Raw genomic sequence first — 17,399 nt, 5'->3', positions numbered from 1 at the left:
CTACCGGTGTAGGGTGCGCCGTGCGCACCGGCAACCAATGCCATGGCGCAGACTGATCGCTGCGCATGGCAATAATGAACCCAAGCAGACCTTACGCCAGGCCCGCCCCGTAGCCCGCTTCGGCAATCGCGATGATCAGCTCGTCGCTCGACAGGCTGCTGCTCACCCGCGCTTCGCCACCTTGCAACTTCACCTTCACATCGGCCGCCGGATCACGCGCCTGCAGGGCTTCGCTAATGGTTTTGACGCAATGTTCGCAGGTCATGCCTTCGATTCTGAATGTGTGAACCTTTACTGTTTGCATCTGCAACCTCCTGATTGAATGTATGGCCCATTTTGCGGGATATGCTCAGTGTCCGTCTTCCCCCATCGGCAAGGTCAAGGCATAAAACAACACTTGACCTTACCCACTGGTCAAGGTTGATCCTGTAGCGCAACTCAACGGAGGCTCCTGCATGTCCGACCTGACTACTTTCGACCTGCCGATCAGCGGCATGACCTGCGCCAGTTGCGCCGGCCGGGTCGAGCGCGCCTTGCGCAAAGTGCCCAACGTCGCCAGCGCCACGGTCAACCTGGCCAGCGAACAGGCACGTATCGAAGCGCCGGCGGATAGCCTGCAGCAGTTGCTCGCCGCCGTTGCCGGCGCCGGCTTTCAGGTGCCCAGCGAGCGCCTGGAGCTGGCCATCGCCGGCATGACCTGCGCCAGTTGCGTTGGCCGCGTCGAGCGCGCCCTGGCGCAACTGCCGGGCGTACTCTCGGTCAGCGTCAACCTGGCCACCGAGCAGGCGTTGCTGCAGGTCACGCCGGGGTTCGACGCGCAGAGCCTGCTGCGGGCGGTCACCAAGGCCGGTTACACGGCCACCCTGCTGGATAGCGACACGCCCTCCCAGCCTGCCGCCGAACGTCACCTGCGCCGCGAACGCTGGATCCTGGCCCTGGCCTTGCTGCTCACCGCGCCGCTGCTGATCCCGATGCTGGCGGAACCCTTCGGCGCCCACTGGATGCTGCCCGCCTGGTTGCAGTTCGCCCTGGCCACCCCGGTGCAGTTCATCTTTGGCGCACGCTTCTACCGCGCCGCCTGGCTGGCCCTGCGCGCCGGTGCCGGCAACATGGATCAACTGGTCGCCCTGGGCACCAGCGCCGCCTACGGCCTGAGCCTCTATCAATGGTCGATCACCCCGAGCGACGCGATGCCACACCTGTATTTCGAAGCGTCGGCGGTGATCATCAGCCTGATCCTGCTCGGCAAATACCTGGAAAGCCGCGCCAAACGGCAGACCACCAGCGCCATCCGCGCCTTGCAGGCTCTGCGTCCGGATCAGGCATTGCGCCTGCGCGATGGCGTCGAGCAGTGGGTGGCATTGAGTGCTCTGGTGCTGGGCGATCAGGTGCTGGTCAAGCCTGGCGAACGCTTCCCGGTCGACGGCCAAGTGCTGCAAGGCCAGAGCCACGCCGACGAAGCCCTGATCAGCGGCGAGAGCCTGCCGCAACCCAAGCAACCGGGTGACAAGGTCACCGCCGGGGCGATCAACGGCGAAGGCCGTCTGCTGATCGAGACCACAGCCCTGGGCGCGGAAACCGTGCTGGCCACGATCATCCGCCTGGTCGAGGACGCCCAGGCCGCCAAGGCGCCGATCCAGAAGCTGGTGGACAAGGTCAGTCAGGTGTTCGTGCCAACCGTGCTGCTGATCGCCCTGGCCACCCTGCTCGGTTGGCTGCTGCTGGGCGCCACGCTGCAAACCGCGCTGCTGAATGCCGTGGCGGTGCTGGTGATCGCCTGCCCCTGCGCCCTCGGCCTGGCCACGCCGACGGCGATCATGGCCGGCACCGGGGTGGCGGCGCGCCACGGCATTCTGATCAAGGATGCCGAAGCCCTGGAAGTCGCCCATGGCGTCACGACCATTGCGTTCGACAAGACCGGTACCCTGACCTCCGGCACACCGCAGATTGCCCACATGACGGCACTTGATGGCGACACCACGACCCTGTTGCAATTGGCCGGCGCCCTGCAACGCGGCAGCGAGCACCCCCTGGCCAAGGCGGTGCTGGATGAATGCACGGCCCGCCAGCTGTCACTGGACGAGGTGCTCGACAGCCAGGCCCTGGCCGGGCGCGGGATTGCCGGGCAGATCGGCGAACGGCAACTGGCCCTGGGCAACAAACGCCTGCTCGAAGAGCGCTGGTTGCACAACCCGAGCCTGGCCGCCGACGCCCTGGCCTGGGAAGCCGAGGGCCGTACCCTGTCCTGGCTGATGGAGCTGGCGCCAACGCCGCAGGTGCTGGGCCTATTCGCCTTTGGCGACACCCTTAAACCCGGGGCCGCCGAGGCCATTGCCCAGCTCAAGGCGCAAGGTATCGATAGCCACCTGATCAGCGGCGACAACCGCGGCAGCGTCAACGCAGTGGCCGGTGCCCTGGGCATCGACGCGGTGCATGCCGAGGTGCTGCCGGCAGACAAGGCGGCAATCATCGGCGACCTCAGGAAAACCGGCGTGGTGGCGATGGTCGGCGACGGCATCAACGACGCCCCGGCGCTGGCGGCCGCAGATGTCGGCATCGCCATGGGCAGCGGCACCGATGTGGCCATGCATGCCGCCGGCATCACCCTGATGCGCGGCGACCCGCGCCTGGTGCCGGCAGCGCTGGACATCAGCCGGCGCACCTACAACAAGATCCGGCAGAATCTGTTCTGGGCCTTCGTCTACAACCTGATCGGTATTCCCCTGGCCGCAGCTGGCATGCTCAACCCGATGCTCGCCGGCGCCGCCATGGCCCTGTCCAGCCTCAGCGTAGTCAGCAACGCGCTACTGCTGAAAACCTGGAAGCCGAAAGATCAAGACTGACTCGTAGGAGGGGACTTGTCCGCGATGCTTTGCCCTAGGCTGACAACCTTCGCGGACAAGTCCGCTCCCACAAGAAACCGACTGGAGATAAACCATGAATATCGGCCAAGCCGCCCAGAAGACCGGTCTCAGTGCCAAGATGATCCGCTACTACGAGAGTATCGAACTGCTACCGGTCGCCGGCCGTAGCGACAGCGGTTATCGCCAGTACAGCCCACAGGATTTACATCGCCTGGCGTTTATCAAGCGCGCGCGGGATCTGGGTTTTGCCCTGGCCGAGGTGGCCCAGCTGCTGACCCTGTGGCAGGACCGCCAACGCGCCAGTGCCGACGTCAAGGCGTTGGCCGCCGGGCATATCGCCGAACTCAATCGCAAGATCGCCGAACTCAGCAGCCTGCGCGACACCCTGCAAGACCTGATGCAACACTGCCAGGGTAACGATCGCCCCGACTGCCCGATCCTCAAGGACCTGGCGTCCGGTGGCTGCGCACACTCGTAAATCCGTGGTGCGCACAGCGCACCCTACGTGGCGGAGCGCTTGTTGTCGGGTGTGCGGGCAGCCTAGGCCGCGCGCACCGGAATTTTGATATGTCTGACCGCGCCCAATTCTGCTTGCCCGGTAAATCCGTGGAACCCGGCTAGATCACCTGCCGCAACGCCGCGCAATCCACGGCGAAGTGGTCGGCCAGTTCCGGCCAGGGGTTGTCCGGCAGGTTGACCAGCACACTGTAAGCACCGGCAGCGCGAGCGCACTCCAGGTCGAAGCGGTAATCACCGACCATCACCAGTTCGCCCGGCGCCACCTGCCAGCGTGCGGCCAGGTGCAGCAGACCGCCGGGGTGCGGCTTGGGTGGCGCCTCGTCGCGGCCGAGAATATCGGCGCTGGCGAAGCAGTCACCCAGGCCAATCGCCTGTAGCGTAACCAGCGCCAAATCGTAAGCGTTGCGGGTCAGGATACCGAGTTGGCAGCCGCGTTCGTGCAACGTGCGCACCAACTCGATGGCCCCGGGTGCTGGCTCAGCGCTCAGGGCCAGCTCGCGCTCGTGCTCCAGCAGCCAGGCGTACTTGGCTGCGGCGACATCCTCGGGCAGGGCGGCCAGGTGATGCAGGATGTCATCCGCCAGGGGAATATCCAGCGACCGCTTGATCGCCTCAAAGTCATGCACCGCCAACGTCAGGGTGCCGTCCATGTCGAACACCCAATGGCTTGCTGTGTGCAGTTTCATGTCCAATCCTCGCGGCTCACTTCCAATCCTCACGGACTCGGGTCAGGCCTTCCTGAGCGACCGAGGCGACCAGCTGGCCCTGACGATTGAAGATACTGCCGCGGGAGAAGCCGCGGGCATTGCCCGACCAGGGGCTGTCCATGGCATAGAGCAGCCAGTCGTCCATGCGCAGGTTGCCGTGAAACCACAGCGAGTGGTCGAGGCTGGCGACCTGCATGAACTTCTGGAACACCGACACGCCATGGGGCAGCATCGAGGTGGTCAGCAAGTTGAAGTCGCTGGCGTAGCCGAGCAGGTATTTGTGCAGTTGCGGATCGTCCGGCAACTCGCCGGCAGCGCGGAACCACACATACTTCACCGGCTCGCACGGCTGCGGGGCAAAGGGGTTACCGACCGTGACCGGGCGGATCTCGATCGGCTTTTCCGACACTGCCAGCGCCCGCATTCGTTCAGGCAACGAGTCGCCGATCAGCCGGGCCAGCTCGGTCTCCGACTTCAAGCCTTCCGGTCCCGGCACGTCCGGCATGCTGGTCTGGTGCTCGAAGCCCTGCTCGTCGTACTGGAACGAAGCGCTGCAGAAGAAGATCGGTTTGCCCTTCTGCACGGCCACCACGCGGCGGGTGCTGAAACTGCCGCCGTCGCGGATGCGCTCCACCTGATAGACCACCGGCAACGACGCATCGCCAGCGCGCAGAAAATAACCATGCATGGAATGCACATGACGATCGGCCTCGACCGTCTGGCTGGCCGCAGAAATGCACTGCCCGAGCACCTGGCCACCGAACAGCTGACGAAAGCCCAGATCCTGACTGCGGCCACGGAAGAGGTTCTCCTCAATGGCCTCCAGACTTAACAGGGCGACCAACTCGTCCAGTACCTGACTCATGCATGTTCTCCTATCAAGCGCTTAGCGCAGTGGCAAATGGTGTTCGGGGCAGAGTGAAATGGTAAAGACTTTGCCCGCGGCTGTCGGCAATTCCGAGTAATTCAGATGGAGAATCGTCGAAATAGCCGCCGCAGAGGCCTGCAGAAAGCAAACGTGACCGATTTACCGAGACGATCATGCCGGGTTCCTGTCCGGGGGGGGCGCAGCATTGCGGCGGGCGTTTCGAGCCATTACGGCGCCCTTGAGTGGGGCCGGCAGCGCCAGCATACTCAGGCGCTGCCCCCAAAGAGCGTTCTTGCATGCGCCTGCCGCTGGTCTATCACGACGACTACAGCCCGCCTTTCCCGGCGACGCATCGTTTTCCCATGGAAAAATTCCGCCTGCTGCGCGACCACCTGGTGGCTAGCGGCCTGACCAGCGACGCCGAGTTGCTGCGCCCCGAGCTGTGCCCGCCGGAGGTGCTGGCTCTGGCTCATTGCCCCGCCTATATCGCGCGCTATATGAGCGGCGAACTGCCCCAGCAAGACCAGCGCCGCCTCGGCCTGCCCTGGAGCGCGGCCCTGGCGCAACGCACCGTTCGCGCGGTTGGCGGTTCATTATTGGCGGCTGAACAGGCCTTGCAGCACGGCCTGGCTTGCCACCTGGCCGGCGGCACCCACCACGCCCATTACGACTTCCCCTCCGGTTTCTGCATCTTCAACGACCTGGCGGTTATCGCCCGTTACCTGCTCGAAGCCGGCCAGGTACAACGGGTGCTGATCTTCGACTGCGACGTGCACCAGGGCGACGGCAGCGCCCGCCTGCTCGCCGATGTCCCCGAGGCGATCACCGTGTCCCTGCACTGCGAAAAGAACTTCCCCGCACGCAAGGCCGCCAGTGACTGGGATATTCCCCTGCCGATCGGCATGGGCGATGACGCTTACCTGAAGGTGGTGGACGACGCGCTGAACTATCTGCTGCCGCTCTACCAGCCGGACATCGTGCTGTACGACGCCGGGGTCGACGTCCACCGGGACGATGCCCTCGGCTACCTGCAACTGACCGACGCTGGCGTCGCCGCCCGCGACGCCGCGGTACTCAACCACTGCCTGAGCCGCGACATCCCGGTGGTCGGCCTGATCGGCGGTGGCTACGACAAGGACCGCGCAGCGCTGGCCCGCCGCCACGGCATCCTGCACCACAGCGCCGCCAAGGTCTGGCAAGCACACGGATTGGGATAAAACCGCACGCCGCACCGTCACATCGCGCGCACCACACCCAAGGAATTTCGCACGACATGCACAGAAAATTCATTGCCCTGTCCGCCCTGTTAACCACGCTCGCATTCGCCGCTGCCGCCCAAGCAGATGACAGGCTGCAATCACTAGTGGATGCCAGCATCCGCCCGCTGATGGCGGAATACGATATTGCCGGCATGGCCGTGGCGATCACTCACAAAGGCCAAGCGCACTACTTCAACTACGGCGTGGCGCGCCTGGACGACCAGCAAGCGGTGAGCAGCGACACCCTGTTTGAAATCGGCTCGCTGAGCAAGCCGCTTACCGCCACCCTCGCCGCCCTGGCGCAAACATCCGGCAAGCTGACTCTGATGGACAGCGCCGGACAGCACTGGCCGGCGCTGCGCGGCAGCCCGCTGGAACACGCCAGCCTGCTCGACCTCGGCACCTACACCGCCGGCGGGTTGCCGCTGCAGTTCCCAGGCAACGTGACCGACCCAGCCAGCATGCTCACCTATTACCGCCAGTGGCAGCCCGAATACGCGGCCGGCAGCCATCGGCGCTATTCCAACCCCAGCATCGGCCTGCTTGGCATGCTCGCGGCCAAGAGCATGGGCCAGCCGTTCCCCACACTGATGGAAGGCACGCTATTCCCCGCGCTCGGCATGTCGCACAGCTATATCCAGGTGCCGGCTGCGCAGATGCCGCGCTACGCCTACGGCTACAGCAAGGACAACCAGCCGCTGCGCGTCACGCCGGGGATGCTCGATGCCGAAGCCTACGGGGTGAAAACCAACGCCAAAGACATGCTGCGTTTTGTCCAGGCCAATCTGAATCCTGCCGGCCTCAACCCTGACCTGCAGCGCGCCATCGCCATTACTCACGCGGGCTATTACCGCGTCGGTGAAATGACCCAGGGCCTCGGCTGGGAGCGTTACCCCTACACCATTAGCCTGGAGCGCTTGCAAACAGGCAATTCCCCAGCCATGGCCCTGGAGTCACAAGCCGCTACACGCCTCGCGCCACCTGAAACCGAGCCAGGCGACAGCCTGTTCAATAAAACCGGCTCCACCGGCGGCTTCGGCGCCTATGCCGTGTTTGTCCCCAGTCAGGAGCTGGGTCTGGTCATGCTGGCGAACAAGAACTACCCCAACGCCGCCAGAATCAAGGCCGCCCACGCCATACTGAGCGCGTTGGATAAGCACTCCCCCACACACTAAATGGAATCCCGTCATGGGTGACTCGTAGGCCCTGAACAAAGCCAACTGGAACGAGCGCGCCGTCTTGCATGCGGCTTCGCCCGACTACCAAATTCAGCTGTTTATCGCCTTACCCGAGCATTTATCCGAAGTCGTGCGCTTTGAGCTGCCGCGCCTTGGCGATATCCGCGGCCTGCGCGCGGTGCATCCCGTACTGATGGCGCTCGACGAAGACTGCGAGGACGCCCTGCTGACCGCCGCCATCACCCATGATTGGAACCATGGCCTGGGCGAAATCATCTCGGCGCTGCTGCGCCATGGCATGCGCCTGACCGCACTGATAGAACACAGCAGCATCCCCTGGGACGCTCTGCCGGGGCAGATGAGCCTGGGAGAAGACGGCGAATGGCGGCTGAACAGCCAACCGGAACGACTGCCACTGAGCTATACCCTGCAGGCAGGTCAGATAAGCGAACACATGCGTGTACTGGCTTAGCCTGCTGAGGGGCTAAAGCTGTCGAGCATGCTCGCCATGTCATCGGCCAGCGCGGCAATCTGCGCATCGGGCACGTCGCGGGTGGCAAAGGCGCGCAACCCCATAATCTGCGCTTGCAGCAGGCGAGCCAGGCGGGCGCAATCCACATCCGCACGCAACTCGCCATTGGCTTGCGCCTGTTGTAAAGCCTCACGCAGACGCACCTCGATCGCAGCCAGCATGGCATCTACCTTCGCCAGCAAGGCTGCATCTTCGGCATTCACTTCGAGCAAGGTTTTGATCAGCATGCAGGCCTGCGCCGGAGCCTGTGCATGCCCCATACAGCAGCGCGCCAGCGTTTGCAGGTAGCGTTGCAAGCCCGCGACAACACTTGGCGCGCTGTCGAGTATCTCGCGGAACTCATCACCACTGCGGGTGGCATAGGCGTCCAGCGCTTCACTAAACAGGCCGCTTTTGCTGCCAAAAGTGGCGTAGAGGCTGCCAGGACGCATATCCAGCGCCTCTTCGATGTGCTTCATCGAGGAGGCGTAGTACCCCCTCGACCAAAACAACTCAACGGCCCGTTGTAGAGCCACTTGTCGATCAAAACGAGCCGTGCGGGCCATCTTTAACTCTCGAAATAAATTGCAATTGAACGCTTAGTTTCAATTTGAATGATCGCTCAATTTTGACTTGATCGCCTCTCTTTATTCAATTACGGTGGCCATCAAATTATTGAGCGATCACTCAAGTAAGGAGTTACGTCATGAGTTCTTTCACCCTGCACGACCAGCACAGCGCCAGCGAAGCCGCCAAGCCGCTGCTGGAAAAATCAAACAAAGCCTTCGGCCGAGTGCCGGGCCTGCATGCCGTAATGGCCGAGTCTCCCGAACTGCTCGATGGCTACCAGGTGCTGCACGGCCTGTTTCTCAACAGCAGCTTCGACGCCGACGAGAAGACCGTGGTCTGGCAAACCATCAACGTCGAGCACGCCTGCCATTATTGCGTACCGGCGCACAGCGGCATCGCCAAGCTGATGAAGGTATCGGACGAGGTCAACAACGCCCTGCGTGACGAAACGCCACTGCCGACGCCGAAGCTGGAAGCTCTGCGCGACTTCACCCTGGCCATGGTGCGCCAGCGCGGTGAGCTTGAAGCCAAGCAACTGGACGACTTCTACGCAGCCGGTTATACCCAGCGCAATGTGCTGGAGGTCATTCTCGGCCTGAGCCAGAAGGTCATGAGCAACTACACCAACCACATCGCACAAACCCCGGTGGATAAGGTGTTTGAGGTGTATGCCTGGGAAAAGAAGTAACTCGATGATAAGCCCGGCACGTGCCGGGCTCGCCTGACGCGCCCTCTCTCAGTAAACAGTGGATGCTTATATGACCCGCGCAGTGGCATTTGATATCTACGGAACCCTGATCGACACCCAGGCCGTGCTGACGCGTCTGAGTGAACTGATCGGCGCTAAAGCCCCGGCGGTGTCACAGCTGTGGCGGCAGAAGCAGCTGGAATACAGCTTTCGCCGAGGCCTGATGGGGGATTACTGCGATTTCTCCGTCTGCACCCGCCAAGCACTGCTGTTTGCCTGCCAGCAACACCAGGTGGCCATCAGCGCGGCGGCGGTTGAGCAAGCCATGCTCGCCTATGCCGAGCTGGCGGCCTTTGCCGACGTACCCGCCGGGCTTGAGGCATTGCAGCAGCAAGGCATACCACTGTATGCGTTCTCCAATGGCAGCCGCGCGGCCGTGCAGCAGCTACTCGAGCGCGCGGAGATTGCGCAGTATTTTGCGGCGGTGGTCAGCGTCGAGGATGTGCAGTCCTTCAAACCAGACCCCAAGGTTTACGCTCACCTGGCGCAAGCTTGCGGCCTCCACGCCAGCAAGGTACGCCTGGTTTCGTCGAACCCGTTCGACATCCTCGGCGCCGCTAACGCGGGTTTACCCACCGCTTGGCTACGCCGTGATCCACAGGCGATTTTTGATCCCTGGGATGTTCAGCCCGATCTCACGCTCGACGACTTTAGCGACGTGGCCCGCCAGCTCGCAGCAGGCCAATAACGCAACGTCGTAAACCCCATACCTATTCCCCAGCAGCCGCCGAACGGCGAGCACTCGGAGTTTTCAATGAAACAGATCAGCTTGTTATTACTGCGTATCTCACTGGGCTGGTTGCTGGTGATCTGGGGGGCCGACAAGGTGTTCAACGTTGAACACGGCATGGCAGTTGCCAACAAGTTCTACTTTGGCTTTCTCGCCGCTGAGAGCACCTTGCAGGTCGCCGGCGTGCTGCAGATGCTATTAGGGCTGGCTGTGGTAGTAGGCTTTGCACGTCGCTGGGCGTACCCGCTGCAAGTACTGCTCAACAGCGCCTCGCTGCTGGCGGTAGCCAAGTCGATACTCGACCCCTGGGGCTGGGTGTTCAGCGGCAGCAATGCGTTGTTCTATCCGTCACTGATCATCTTCGCCGCCAGTCTTCTGCTGATTGCCTTCCGTGCAGAAGATCGCTGGGTGCTGGAGCGCGCCTGAATCTCGGCCCATACGGCATCAGTCTTTTGCGCCTAAAGACGCAGTCTGCGGGCCGGCAGCAGTGGCGCAGCTGTGCTTAGATGGCCCGTCCCCGAACGCGCATGACTTATGAGCACTCGAGCCTTACTGCTGACGGCCCTGCCCATGCTGGCCTTTGCCTATATCAATCTGGATGCCGGCACAGGTGCCTTGATTCTGTTCGGCGCAGTACAACTGAGCATGCTCGCTTGGGGCCTGTATCGCGGCTAGCGTCTTGACCTGATGGGTTGTAGCGGCTTACTCCTGGCGTTCGCGGGGTTGCTCGTGCTGCTCAGCGCCCAGCAGCGGCATGTATAGCGGCGCTGAACACCTTATCCGGCGCCTGCCCTAGCGTCGCTACAGTGCGCTCGATATTGCCCAGTTTATTCAGGTCGAATACCCCTTAAGTGGAAGGTCTAGCGGAAGGTCTGGAAGTGCCCGGTTCGTCGCACTGCAGCGGTACGCCGGCGGCGTCGATGTCCAACGCGCCGATGCCCTCGGCTACCTGCAACTGACCGACGCCGGCGACACCGCGGGACTCAACCACTGCCTGGGCCGCGACATCCCGGTGGTCGGCCTGATGCACCGCGCAGCGCTGGCCCGCCGCCACGGCATCCTGCATCACAGCGCCGCCAGGGTATGGGGTGAACGTGGGTTAGGCCGATTGAGCGCAGCGAAGCCCTACGGGTGATCGCAGAGTCGTTGGGCTTTGTCGCGTCGGCCCCCAGGCACAACAGGCTAAGCGCCGCGCCCCATCGCACCTGGCGACTGGCGCGCGACGGCGATTGATACGTTCACCACCGCGGGTCGCCGTCAGCCGCCGCGCTGGCCGGCGCGGCGCGCCAATACCTGGGTCGCGCCCTGGGTCTTCTTGGTAAACCACAGCACCCGGCTCACGCCGCGGGTGATCGCCACATAGGCCAGGCGCAATCCTTCATCCGCCATCGCCTGGTCGTAGCTGTTGGCAAAGAACCCCGAGTAGGCATACAGCGCATTGCGCAGCGGGTGCGGCTGCGCTGGCATGCAATCGTCGACGATGATTGCCACTTCGGCCTGCAGACCCTTGGCGCGGTGAATGGTGTAGGCCTTGACCGGCAGTTTCTTGTCCAATTGGGCCTGAATGGCGCGCAAGGGCTCATTGCGCCGGCTGAGCAGCAGCACCGCGTTGCGGTCGGCCATGCTGCGGCTGGCAACGTGGGCGCACTGGGCCTTGATCGTCGCCAGCAGCTCCGGCATCCGCGCTTTGATATCGAAGCCCTGCACCAGCTTGACCCCGTGATCGCCCGGCTGCATGGCCTTGAACGCCTTGCTGGTCTTGGCTTGCTTGCAGGCGACACCCGCGAGCACCGCCTCACCGTCGCGGATCACCGGCTCGATGCAGCGGTAGTTGGTGGCCAGCATCAACAGCGCGCTGCTCTTCGCCTTGCCCTTGCCCGGGAAGTGCTTGTCGAAGTTCATAAAGAGCTCCGGCGAGCTGCCCCGCCAGCCATAGATCGACTGCCAGTCGTCGCCGATCGCCATCAGGCTGACCGCCGTGCCCTGGCGCGCCAGGCTGCGGTGCACCGCTTGCAGCCACTGCACGATCTGCGGCGAGATATCCTGGAACTCATCGATCAACAGGTGATTGAACGGCGCCAGCGCCGCAGCCGAGATCCCTGGTGCGTCGCCGCCCAGGCGCTCGCCGAGGGCCTGGAAGGCGCCATCGAAGGTCATCAGCCCCTGCGCCTGCAGGCAGTCGTCGAAGGCCTTGCCGAACAACACCAACGCCTGGATAAAGCTGCGCTCGCGGGCGGAGCAGGACAGCGCCTGGGCATCTATGCGCTCGGGACGAATACCGATGCTCTGGATAAAGCCGGCCTGCACATAAAAGGCCTCGAACAGCGGCAAGGCGGTGAACTCCCCCGCCAGCGTGAAGCCATCCAGCGGCGCCTTGGCGACCCGTGGCCGCTTGCCCTCGGCGGCTTCGGCCGGCGGCGCTGGCAGCCCCAACAGGCTGTGCACCAATTCGCGAAACAGCGGCTCCTCGGTGTAGCACTGCTGGTAGGCCTGTTTGAGCAGGCGCTGCTGGGCCGGCCGCAGACGCGCGGCGGTCAGCGGGTTATCCAGCTCACGGGGCGCGCCGGATGAGTCATCCAGCTGCTCGAACCAGCGCGGGTTGTTCAGCGCCTGCTTGGCCAGCACGCCCATGGCCGAATGGAAGGTGCGCACGCACTGGCGGGCCTGGGCGGCATCGAAGGGGTACTGCCAGAAGCCCAACACCCTGAGCAATTGCTCGCGCAACTCGGCGCAGGAGGCGTTGGTGAAGGAAATCACCGTCAGCCGGCCAGGTTCGATACCCAGATGACAGAGCATGAACACCACCCGCAGCACCAGGGTGGTGGACTTGCCCGAGCCCGCCCCGGCAAAGATCCGCGTGAGCGGATGGCGACCGAGGATCATCGCCCACTGCTCGTCCGACGGCGCACTGATCACCCCCGCCGCCACCGCCTGAGCGACCCGCGCACGCATGGCCTCGACCTGCGCTGCATCGACCGCCAGCAACGCTGGCCCGTAAATCGCGGTGCTGGCCGGCTGGCCCGGTTTACCACGCGGCCTGGCGGGCTTTTTCCCGGCACCCGCCTTGCTCGCACCCGCCGTAGCCCCGGCCTTCTTCACCCGAGCCCGCGGCTTTTTCAGCGGCACCCCCACCTCGCGCTCGGCGCGCAGATAGGCCGCGGTTCGCGGAAAGTAACGCGCCAAGGCCCCGGACAAGAGCCGCTTGTAGCGCTCGACGGCAGACAACATTCGGCAATTACCACCCAGAGCATGAGGTATATGGCTGAATGATAAGTGTTTTTCGCCGGGGGCTGGCAAGCACTGGAAGAACGGTGCGCGTAGAGGGCTAGCCTGCGGGCCGGCAAGGCGGAGTTTCCTTAGGTTCCATCATCATGGATCCGCGCCCCCTTCCCTAGCCGGCCTGCTCCGGTTGCCAGTCGCTGACGATGATTCGGTCGCGGCCTTGCTGCTTGCTAGCCTTTTCCGCCTTTTTCCGCGCGCTGATGGTGGCCACGCATTGGTCGTCGTTGTTGAGGATCACGATGCATTCCAGGCACTGGATGCACTCGTCGTAGTCGATGCGGCCGTTGCGTTCGATGGCGCCGATTTCGCAGTGGTTCTTGCAGTGCTGGCAGGGGTTGCCGCAGGCGTCGATGCGCTTGAGCCAGGCGAACAGGTGGAATTTGCCGAGCATCGCCAGGCCGGCGCCAAGCGGGCAGACGTAACGGCAGTAGAACTTGTGCACGAACAGGCTGAGGCCGAGCAGGATCACGGCGTAGAGCACGAACGGCCAGCTGCGCACGAAGAACAGGGTGATCGATGTCTTGAACGGTTCCACTTCGGCCAGGCGCTCGGCCAGGCTCAGGGAGTAGAAGGTCGCGAACAGCAGGCCGAGCAAGATGCCATATTTGAGCTTCTGCAGGCGCTGGTGAGTGCGCTCGGCGATTTTCCACTGCTTGATCCGCAGGTGCTTGACAACCCAGCCGAGCATTTCCTGCAGGGCGCCGAAGGGGCAAAGCCAGCCGCAGAACAGGCCACGACCCCAGATGAACAGGCTGACGAAGGTGAAGCTCCAGAGGATGAAGATCAGTGGGTCCATCAGGAAGATGCGGATGTCGAAGCCGTCCCACAGGGTCAGCAGCAGGGTAAAGATGTTCACCACCGACAGCTGGCCCTGGGCGTAGAGCCCGATAAAGCCGAGGGTGAACAGCAGAAAGCCGCCGCGAAACAGGTGAAAGCCGCGGCTGTGGGCGCTGATGCGGTGCTGGAAGATAAATACGCCGCTCAGCAGGAGCAACGAGCTGACCAGGAGCGCAATCTGCCACCAACGCTCTTGCCACATGCGCAGCCAGATGGGCACCGGCTTGGCTGGGGCGACGGCCTGCTGAATATCGAACAGCTGCTCGTCGAGCTGGAACGAGCGGGTGAAGTGGCTATTGCTTTCCACCAGGTGATTGCGCCGCAGGCTGACGTTCAGTTGCAGTGCGGCGGGCTGCGCCGGGTTGAAGGCGGCGTGGCTCTTGATGCGGAAGATGTGCGCGTCGACCTCCTGCAGCGGTGTGGCAAGCATCGTCAGCACCTCGCCGCTATTGAAGTGCATGTCGTACAGCTCGATGGCCTGGTCGTTTTGCATCAGCACCAGACGGCTCGGCGCTGTGGCGGGGGTGAAGTCGGCCGGGACATGCCGATACAGACCGCTGGACATGACCAACAGCGCCTGCTCACCGGGCTGTAATTGCTCGCAGAGGGCTTGCCAACCGGCGGCGTCGAGCAGGTTGCGGCCAATGCTCGGGGCATTCAGGTAGGCAAAATGCAGTTCGCTAAAGGGGCTACTGTCGTCCTCCTGCGCGAACTCCGGGTAGTCGCTCAGCGCATGTTCCAGCTGGGCCTCGACCTCCTCGCGGCCCAGCGTCCAGCGCTGTACATAGCCGTTGTCGAGCAGGCGCTGCCAGTCCATCGTTTCATATAGGTCGCTTTTCGGCGTGGCCAGCGGGGCACTGGCGAAGCCGTCGAGCAGTTGCCGGGCGACACTCAGGGCCGCCTGCAACACGGTTTCATTGAGAATGACCACCGACACCGTGGCCTTGCTGACGCCGTCGAACTGGGTGGTCGAGTCGCCGTCCGAGCTGTCCGTACGCCGACTGCCGACGATGATCGGCCGGCTGATGGATTGCTGCCGGTACTGCTCGACGAAGTCCAACAGCGGCTGCCCCCCCAGGCCATAGAGAAACACCGGCTCATGGTGTTCGAGCACCCGCACTCCGGCCAGCACGCCCTGCGGGTCCATGCCGATCAGCAGGCGCATGGGCTTGCCGGAAAAACCCTGGAGGCTGGAGTAGTCGGCGGACTCGAAGGCATAGCCGAGCAGGTCGTCGAGCTGGTAGACGCTGTAGACCGGCGGCAATTCCTGTTTGGGCTCGATGCGCGTGGCTTTCGGGAACAACTGCAGGATCTCGTCCTGCAGCGCCTCGGCGGCCAACGGCTGGCTGATCAGCGCGCACAGCAGCACGAATACTCGCACGCAGGAAAAGCGGCTGAAGCAGGATGGCATGGCGCGCCTCGTCGATATTGTCCTTATCGATCCATGCTATCGAGCGTGCAGCGGGGCGCCATGCGACTTGCCGGCAGGTAAGGCGCTACTTCAGTCGTAGAAAAACAGACATGCAGCAGCGCTTGGGCTTCTTGCGCAGGATCAAGCGCGTATTCCGGCGCCAGGAGTAGGCTTGCTGCAGCGGCCGGTTCATTCCAGGGAGGCAAGCATGCCCAAGAAGTTCCCCTTAGACCCAGCGCATCCCGAGCGTATTTGCTGGGGCTGCGACCGGTATTGCCCGGCGGACTCGCTGGATTGTGGCAATGGCTCCGAGCGCACCATGCACCCGAGCGAGCTGTTTGGCGCGGACTGGCACCTGTCCGGCGACTGGGGGATCGAGGCGCCAGGCGAGACGCAGAAGCCGGAGGACGAAGCGCCCTGAGCTGTCAACGCAGCGACAACCCGCCACGAGCCAGTGGCGCACTGCCTGCGGCGAGTGACTCCCTACAGACCGCAACCATCGGGCCTCGGGTAGAATGCGCCCTCTCCCACCACTGTTAGCACCTCGCCCATGACCGACTCGGCCCAGCATATTGCCCCTCGCGTAGCCATTATTGGTGGTGGCCCGGCGGGCCTGATGGCGGCCGAAGTGCTGGCGCAGGCCGGGATCAGGGTCGAGTTGTTCGATGCCATGCCGTCGGTCGGGCGCAAGTTTCTGCTGGCCGGGGTAGGCGGGATGAATATCACCCACTCCGAGGCCAAGCCGGCGTTCCTCGCGCGCTACGGCGAACGCCGCGAGGAACTCGCCCGGCTGCTCGCCGAGTTCGATGCCGATGCCCTGCGCGCCTGGATTCATGGTCTGGGCATCGACACCTTTGTCGGCACTTCGGGGCGGGTCTTCCCTGGCGATATGAAAGCTGCGCCGCTGCTGCGCGCCTGGCTCAAGCGCCTGCGGGAACTGGGGGTGCAGATCCATACCCGCCAGCGCTGGCTGGGCTGGCGTGATGACGGCGCCCTGCGCATCGCCACACCCAATGGCGAAACCACCGTACAGGCCGACGCGACCCTGCTCGCGTTAGGCGGCGCCAGCTGGGCGCGGCTGGGCTCCGATGGCGCCTGGGTGGCGCTGTTGCAGGCACGCGGCATTGCAATCGCACCCTTGCAGGCGAGCAACTGCGGGTTCGAGGTGGCCGGCTGGAGCCCATTGCTGCAGGGAAAATTCGCCGGCGCACCGCTGAAGAACGTCAGCCTGCACCTGGACGACGAAGCACCGCGCCTGGGCGAGTTCGTCCTCACCGCTGGCGGCGTCGAGGGCAGCCTGGTTTATGCGTTGTCGGCGCCCATCCGCGAGCGGATCAACAATCAGGGCAGCGCCACGGTCTATCTCGACCTGCTGCCGCAAAGCACGCTGGCCAAGCTGCAAGGCGCACTGGCCAAGCCGCGCGGTTCGCACTCGCTGGCCAAACACCTGCACCGCCAGATCGGCATCGACGGGGTCAAGGCCGCATTGTTGCGTGAACTGGCGCCAGCTGACTGTTTCGCCGATCCCACCCGCCTGGCCGCTGCGCTCAAGGCATTGCCACTGACCCTGGTCAGGCCGCGACCGCTGGACGAGGCTATCAGTACGGCCGGTGGCGTCGCCTTCGAAGCGCTGGATGCGCGCTTGATGCTCAAACACCTACCCGGCGTATTCTGCGCCGGCGAAATGCTCGACTGGGAAGCGCCAACCGGTGGCTACCTGCTGACCGCCTGCTTCGCCAGCGGCCGGACTGCAGGGTTGGGCATGCTGGAGTGGCTATCCACCGTAGGGTGCGCCGCGCGCACCGGATAGATTGATCCGATCATGCACCCCGCCACCCCGGTGCGCACGGCGCACCCTACGATGAGTGAGCGCGGCCATCCATGACGTTGAAGGGCGGCGGACGCGATGGCAGGG

The 17,399-nt window shown here is 63.8% G+C and carries 17 protein-coding genes; 10 read left to right on the top strand and 7 right to left on the bottom strand.

What is annotated here, in order from left to right:
* Nucleotides 1-91: 91 nt before the first annotated feature.
* Nucleotides 92-304, bottom strand: coding sequence for a heavy-metal-associated domain-containing protein (locus Q7J44_RS06690; protein WP_304878250.1), 213 nt, complete (start codon nt 302-304; stop codon nt 92-94).
* A gap of 151 nt (nt 305-455) precedes the next feature.
* Between Q7J44_RS06690 and Q7J44_RS06685 the strand changes: the two genes are divergently transcribed.
* Both Q7J44_RS06685 and cueR read left to right on the top strand, forming a co-directional pair.
* The gene (locus Q7J44_RS06685; protein WP_304878248.1) at nt 456-2,843 is read left to right on the top strand and encodes a heavy metal translocating P-type ATPase; all 2,388 of its coding nucleotides are present in this window, start codon (nt 456-458) and stop codon (nt 2,841-2,843) included.
* 94 nt (nt 2,844-2,937) lie between these two features.
* Nucleotides 2,938-3,342 carry a Cu(I)-responsive transcriptional regulator gene (gene cueR / locus Q7J44_RS06680; RefSeq protein WP_304878246.1) on the top strand — a complete coding sequence of 135 codons (405 nt, stop codon included), beginning with the start codon at nt 2,938-2,940 and terminating at the stop codon, nt 3,340-3,342.
* Nucleotides 3,343-3,481: 139 nt separating this feature from the next.
* Here the strand turns inward: cueR and Q7J44_RS06675 are convergent, their stop codons facing one another.
* Complete coding sequence (locus Q7J44_RS06675) at nt 3,482-4,069, bottom strand: HAD family hydrolase (RefSeq protein WP_304878244.1); 588 nt, start codon at nt 4,067-4,069, stop codon at nt 3,482-3,484.
* Between the two features lie 16 nt (nt 4,070-4,085).
* On the bottom strand, nt 4,086-4,955 hold the full coding sequence (tesB, locus tag Q7J44_RS06670) for an acyl-CoA thioesterase II (protein WP_304878242.1): 870 nt from the start codon (nt 4,953-4,955) through the stop codon (nt 4,086-4,088).
* Between the two features lie 299 nt (nt 4,956-5,254).
* Between tesB and Q7J44_RS06665 the strand changes: the two genes are divergently transcribed.
* The 3 genes from Q7J44_RS06665 (at nt 5,255) to Q7J44_RS06655 (ending at nt 7,867) form a co-directional block, all read left to right on the top strand.
* Nucleotides 5,255-6,175, top strand: a complete 921-nt coding sequence (locus Q7J44_RS06665; RefSeq protein ID WP_304878240.1) for a histone deacetylase — start codon at nt 5,255-5,257, stop codon at nt 6,173-6,175.
* Nucleotides 6,176-6,231: 56 nt separating this feature from the next.
* On the top strand, nt 6,232-7,392 hold the full coding sequence (gene ampC / locus Q7J44_RS06660) for a class C beta-lactamase (RefSeq protein ID WP_304878238.1): 1,161 nt from the start codon (nt 6,232-6,234) through the stop codon (nt 7,390-7,392).
* 64 nt (nt 7,393-7,456) lie between these two features.
* Nucleotides 7,457-7,867 carry a hypothetical protein gene (locus Q7J44_RS06655; protein ID WP_304878236.1) on the top strand — a complete coding sequence of 137 codons (411 nt, stop codon included), beginning with the start codon at nt 7,457-7,459 and terminating at the stop codon, nt 7,865-7,867.
* On the opposite strand, the gene Q7J44_RS06650 is transcribed toward Q7J44_RS06655, so the two are convergent.
* Nucleotides 7,864-8,472 carry a TetR/AcrR family transcriptional regulator gene (locus tag Q7J44_RS06650; protein WP_304878234.1) on the bottom strand — a complete coding sequence of 203 codons (609 nt, stop codon included), beginning with the start codon at nt 8,470-8,472 and terminating at the stop codon, nt 7,864-7,866. The genes Q7J44_RS06655 and Q7J44_RS06650 overlap by 4 nt on opposite strands.
* Before the next feature lie 140 nt (nt 8,473-8,612).
* Between Q7J44_RS06650 and Q7J44_RS06645 the strand changes: the two genes are divergently transcribed.
* The 3 genes from Q7J44_RS06645 (at nt 8,613) to Q7J44_RS06635 (ending at nt 10,380) form a co-directional block, all read left to right on the top strand.
* On the top strand, nt 8,613-9,164 hold the full coding sequence (locus tag Q7J44_RS06645; protein ID WP_304878232.1) for a carboxymuconolactone decarboxylase family protein: 552 nt from the start codon (nt 8,613-8,615) through the stop codon (nt 9,162-9,164).
* Between the two features lie 70 nt (nt 9,165-9,234).
* Nucleotides 9,235-9,912 (top strand): haloacid dehalogenase type II, encoded by a 678-nt coding sequence (locus tag Q7J44_RS06640; protein WP_304878230.1) that lies wholly within the window; start codon nt 9,235-9,237, stop codon nt 9,910-9,912.
* Between the two features lie 66 nt (nt 9,913-9,978).
* Nucleotides 9,979-10,380 (top strand): DoxX family membrane protein, encoded by a 402-nt coding sequence (locus tag Q7J44_RS06635; protein WP_304878229.1) that lies wholly within the window; start codon nt 9,979-9,981, stop codon nt 10,378-10,380.
* A gap of 421 nt (nt 10,381-10,801) precedes the next feature.
* Here Q7J44_RS06635 and Q7J44_RS06630 read toward each other — a convergent pair whose 3' ends face one another.
* From Q7J44_RS06630 to Q7J44_RS06620, 3 genes are all read right to left on the bottom strand, one after another.
* The gene (locus Q7J44_RS06630) at nt 10,802-11,020 is read right to left on the bottom strand and encodes a hypothetical protein (RefSeq protein ID WP_304878227.1); all 219 of its coding nucleotides are present in this window, start codon (nt 11,018-11,020) and stop codon (nt 10,802-10,804) included.
* A gap of 191 nt (nt 11,021-11,211) precedes the next feature.
* Nucleotides 11,212-13,182 carry a DEAD/DEAH box helicase gene (locus Q7J44_RS06625; RefSeq protein ID WP_304878226.1) on the bottom strand — a complete coding sequence of 657 codons (1,971 nt, stop codon included), beginning with the start codon at nt 13,180-13,182 and terminating at the stop codon, nt 11,212-11,214.
* Nucleotides 13,183-13,345: 163 nt separating this feature from the next.
* The gene (locus tag Q7J44_RS06620) at nt 13,346-15,484 is read right to left on the bottom strand and encodes a NosR/NirI family protein (protein WP_304878224.1); all 2,139 of its coding nucleotides are present in this window, start codon (nt 15,482-15,484) and stop codon (nt 13,346-13,348) included.
* 208 nt (nt 15,485-15,692) lie between these two features.
* Here Q7J44_RS06620 and Q7J44_RS06615 point away from each other — a divergent pair, with 208 nt between their 5' ends.
* A complete protein-coding gene (locus Q7J44_RS06615; RefSeq protein WP_304878222.1) occupies nt 15,693-15,905 on the top strand; it encodes a DUF3079 domain-containing protein in 213 nt (70 codons plus the stop codon).
* Nucleotides 15,906-16,034: 129 nt separating this feature from the next.
* Entirely contained in the window at nt 16,035-17,294 is a 1,260-nt protein-coding gene (locus Q7J44_RS06610) for a TIGR03862 family flavoprotein (RefSeq protein WP_304878220.1), read from the top strand.
* The last annotated feature ends 105 nt before the right edge of the window (nt 17,295-17,399 follow it).

Source organism: Pseudotabrizicola sp., from assembly GCF_030656345.1.
GTDB lineage: Bacteria > Pseudomonadota > Alphaproteobacteria > Rhodobacterales > Rhodobacteraceae > Pseudotabrizicola.
The sequence above is the reverse complement of the archived record's forward strand: the minus strand, read 5'-3'. Positions and strand labels throughout refer to the sequence as shown.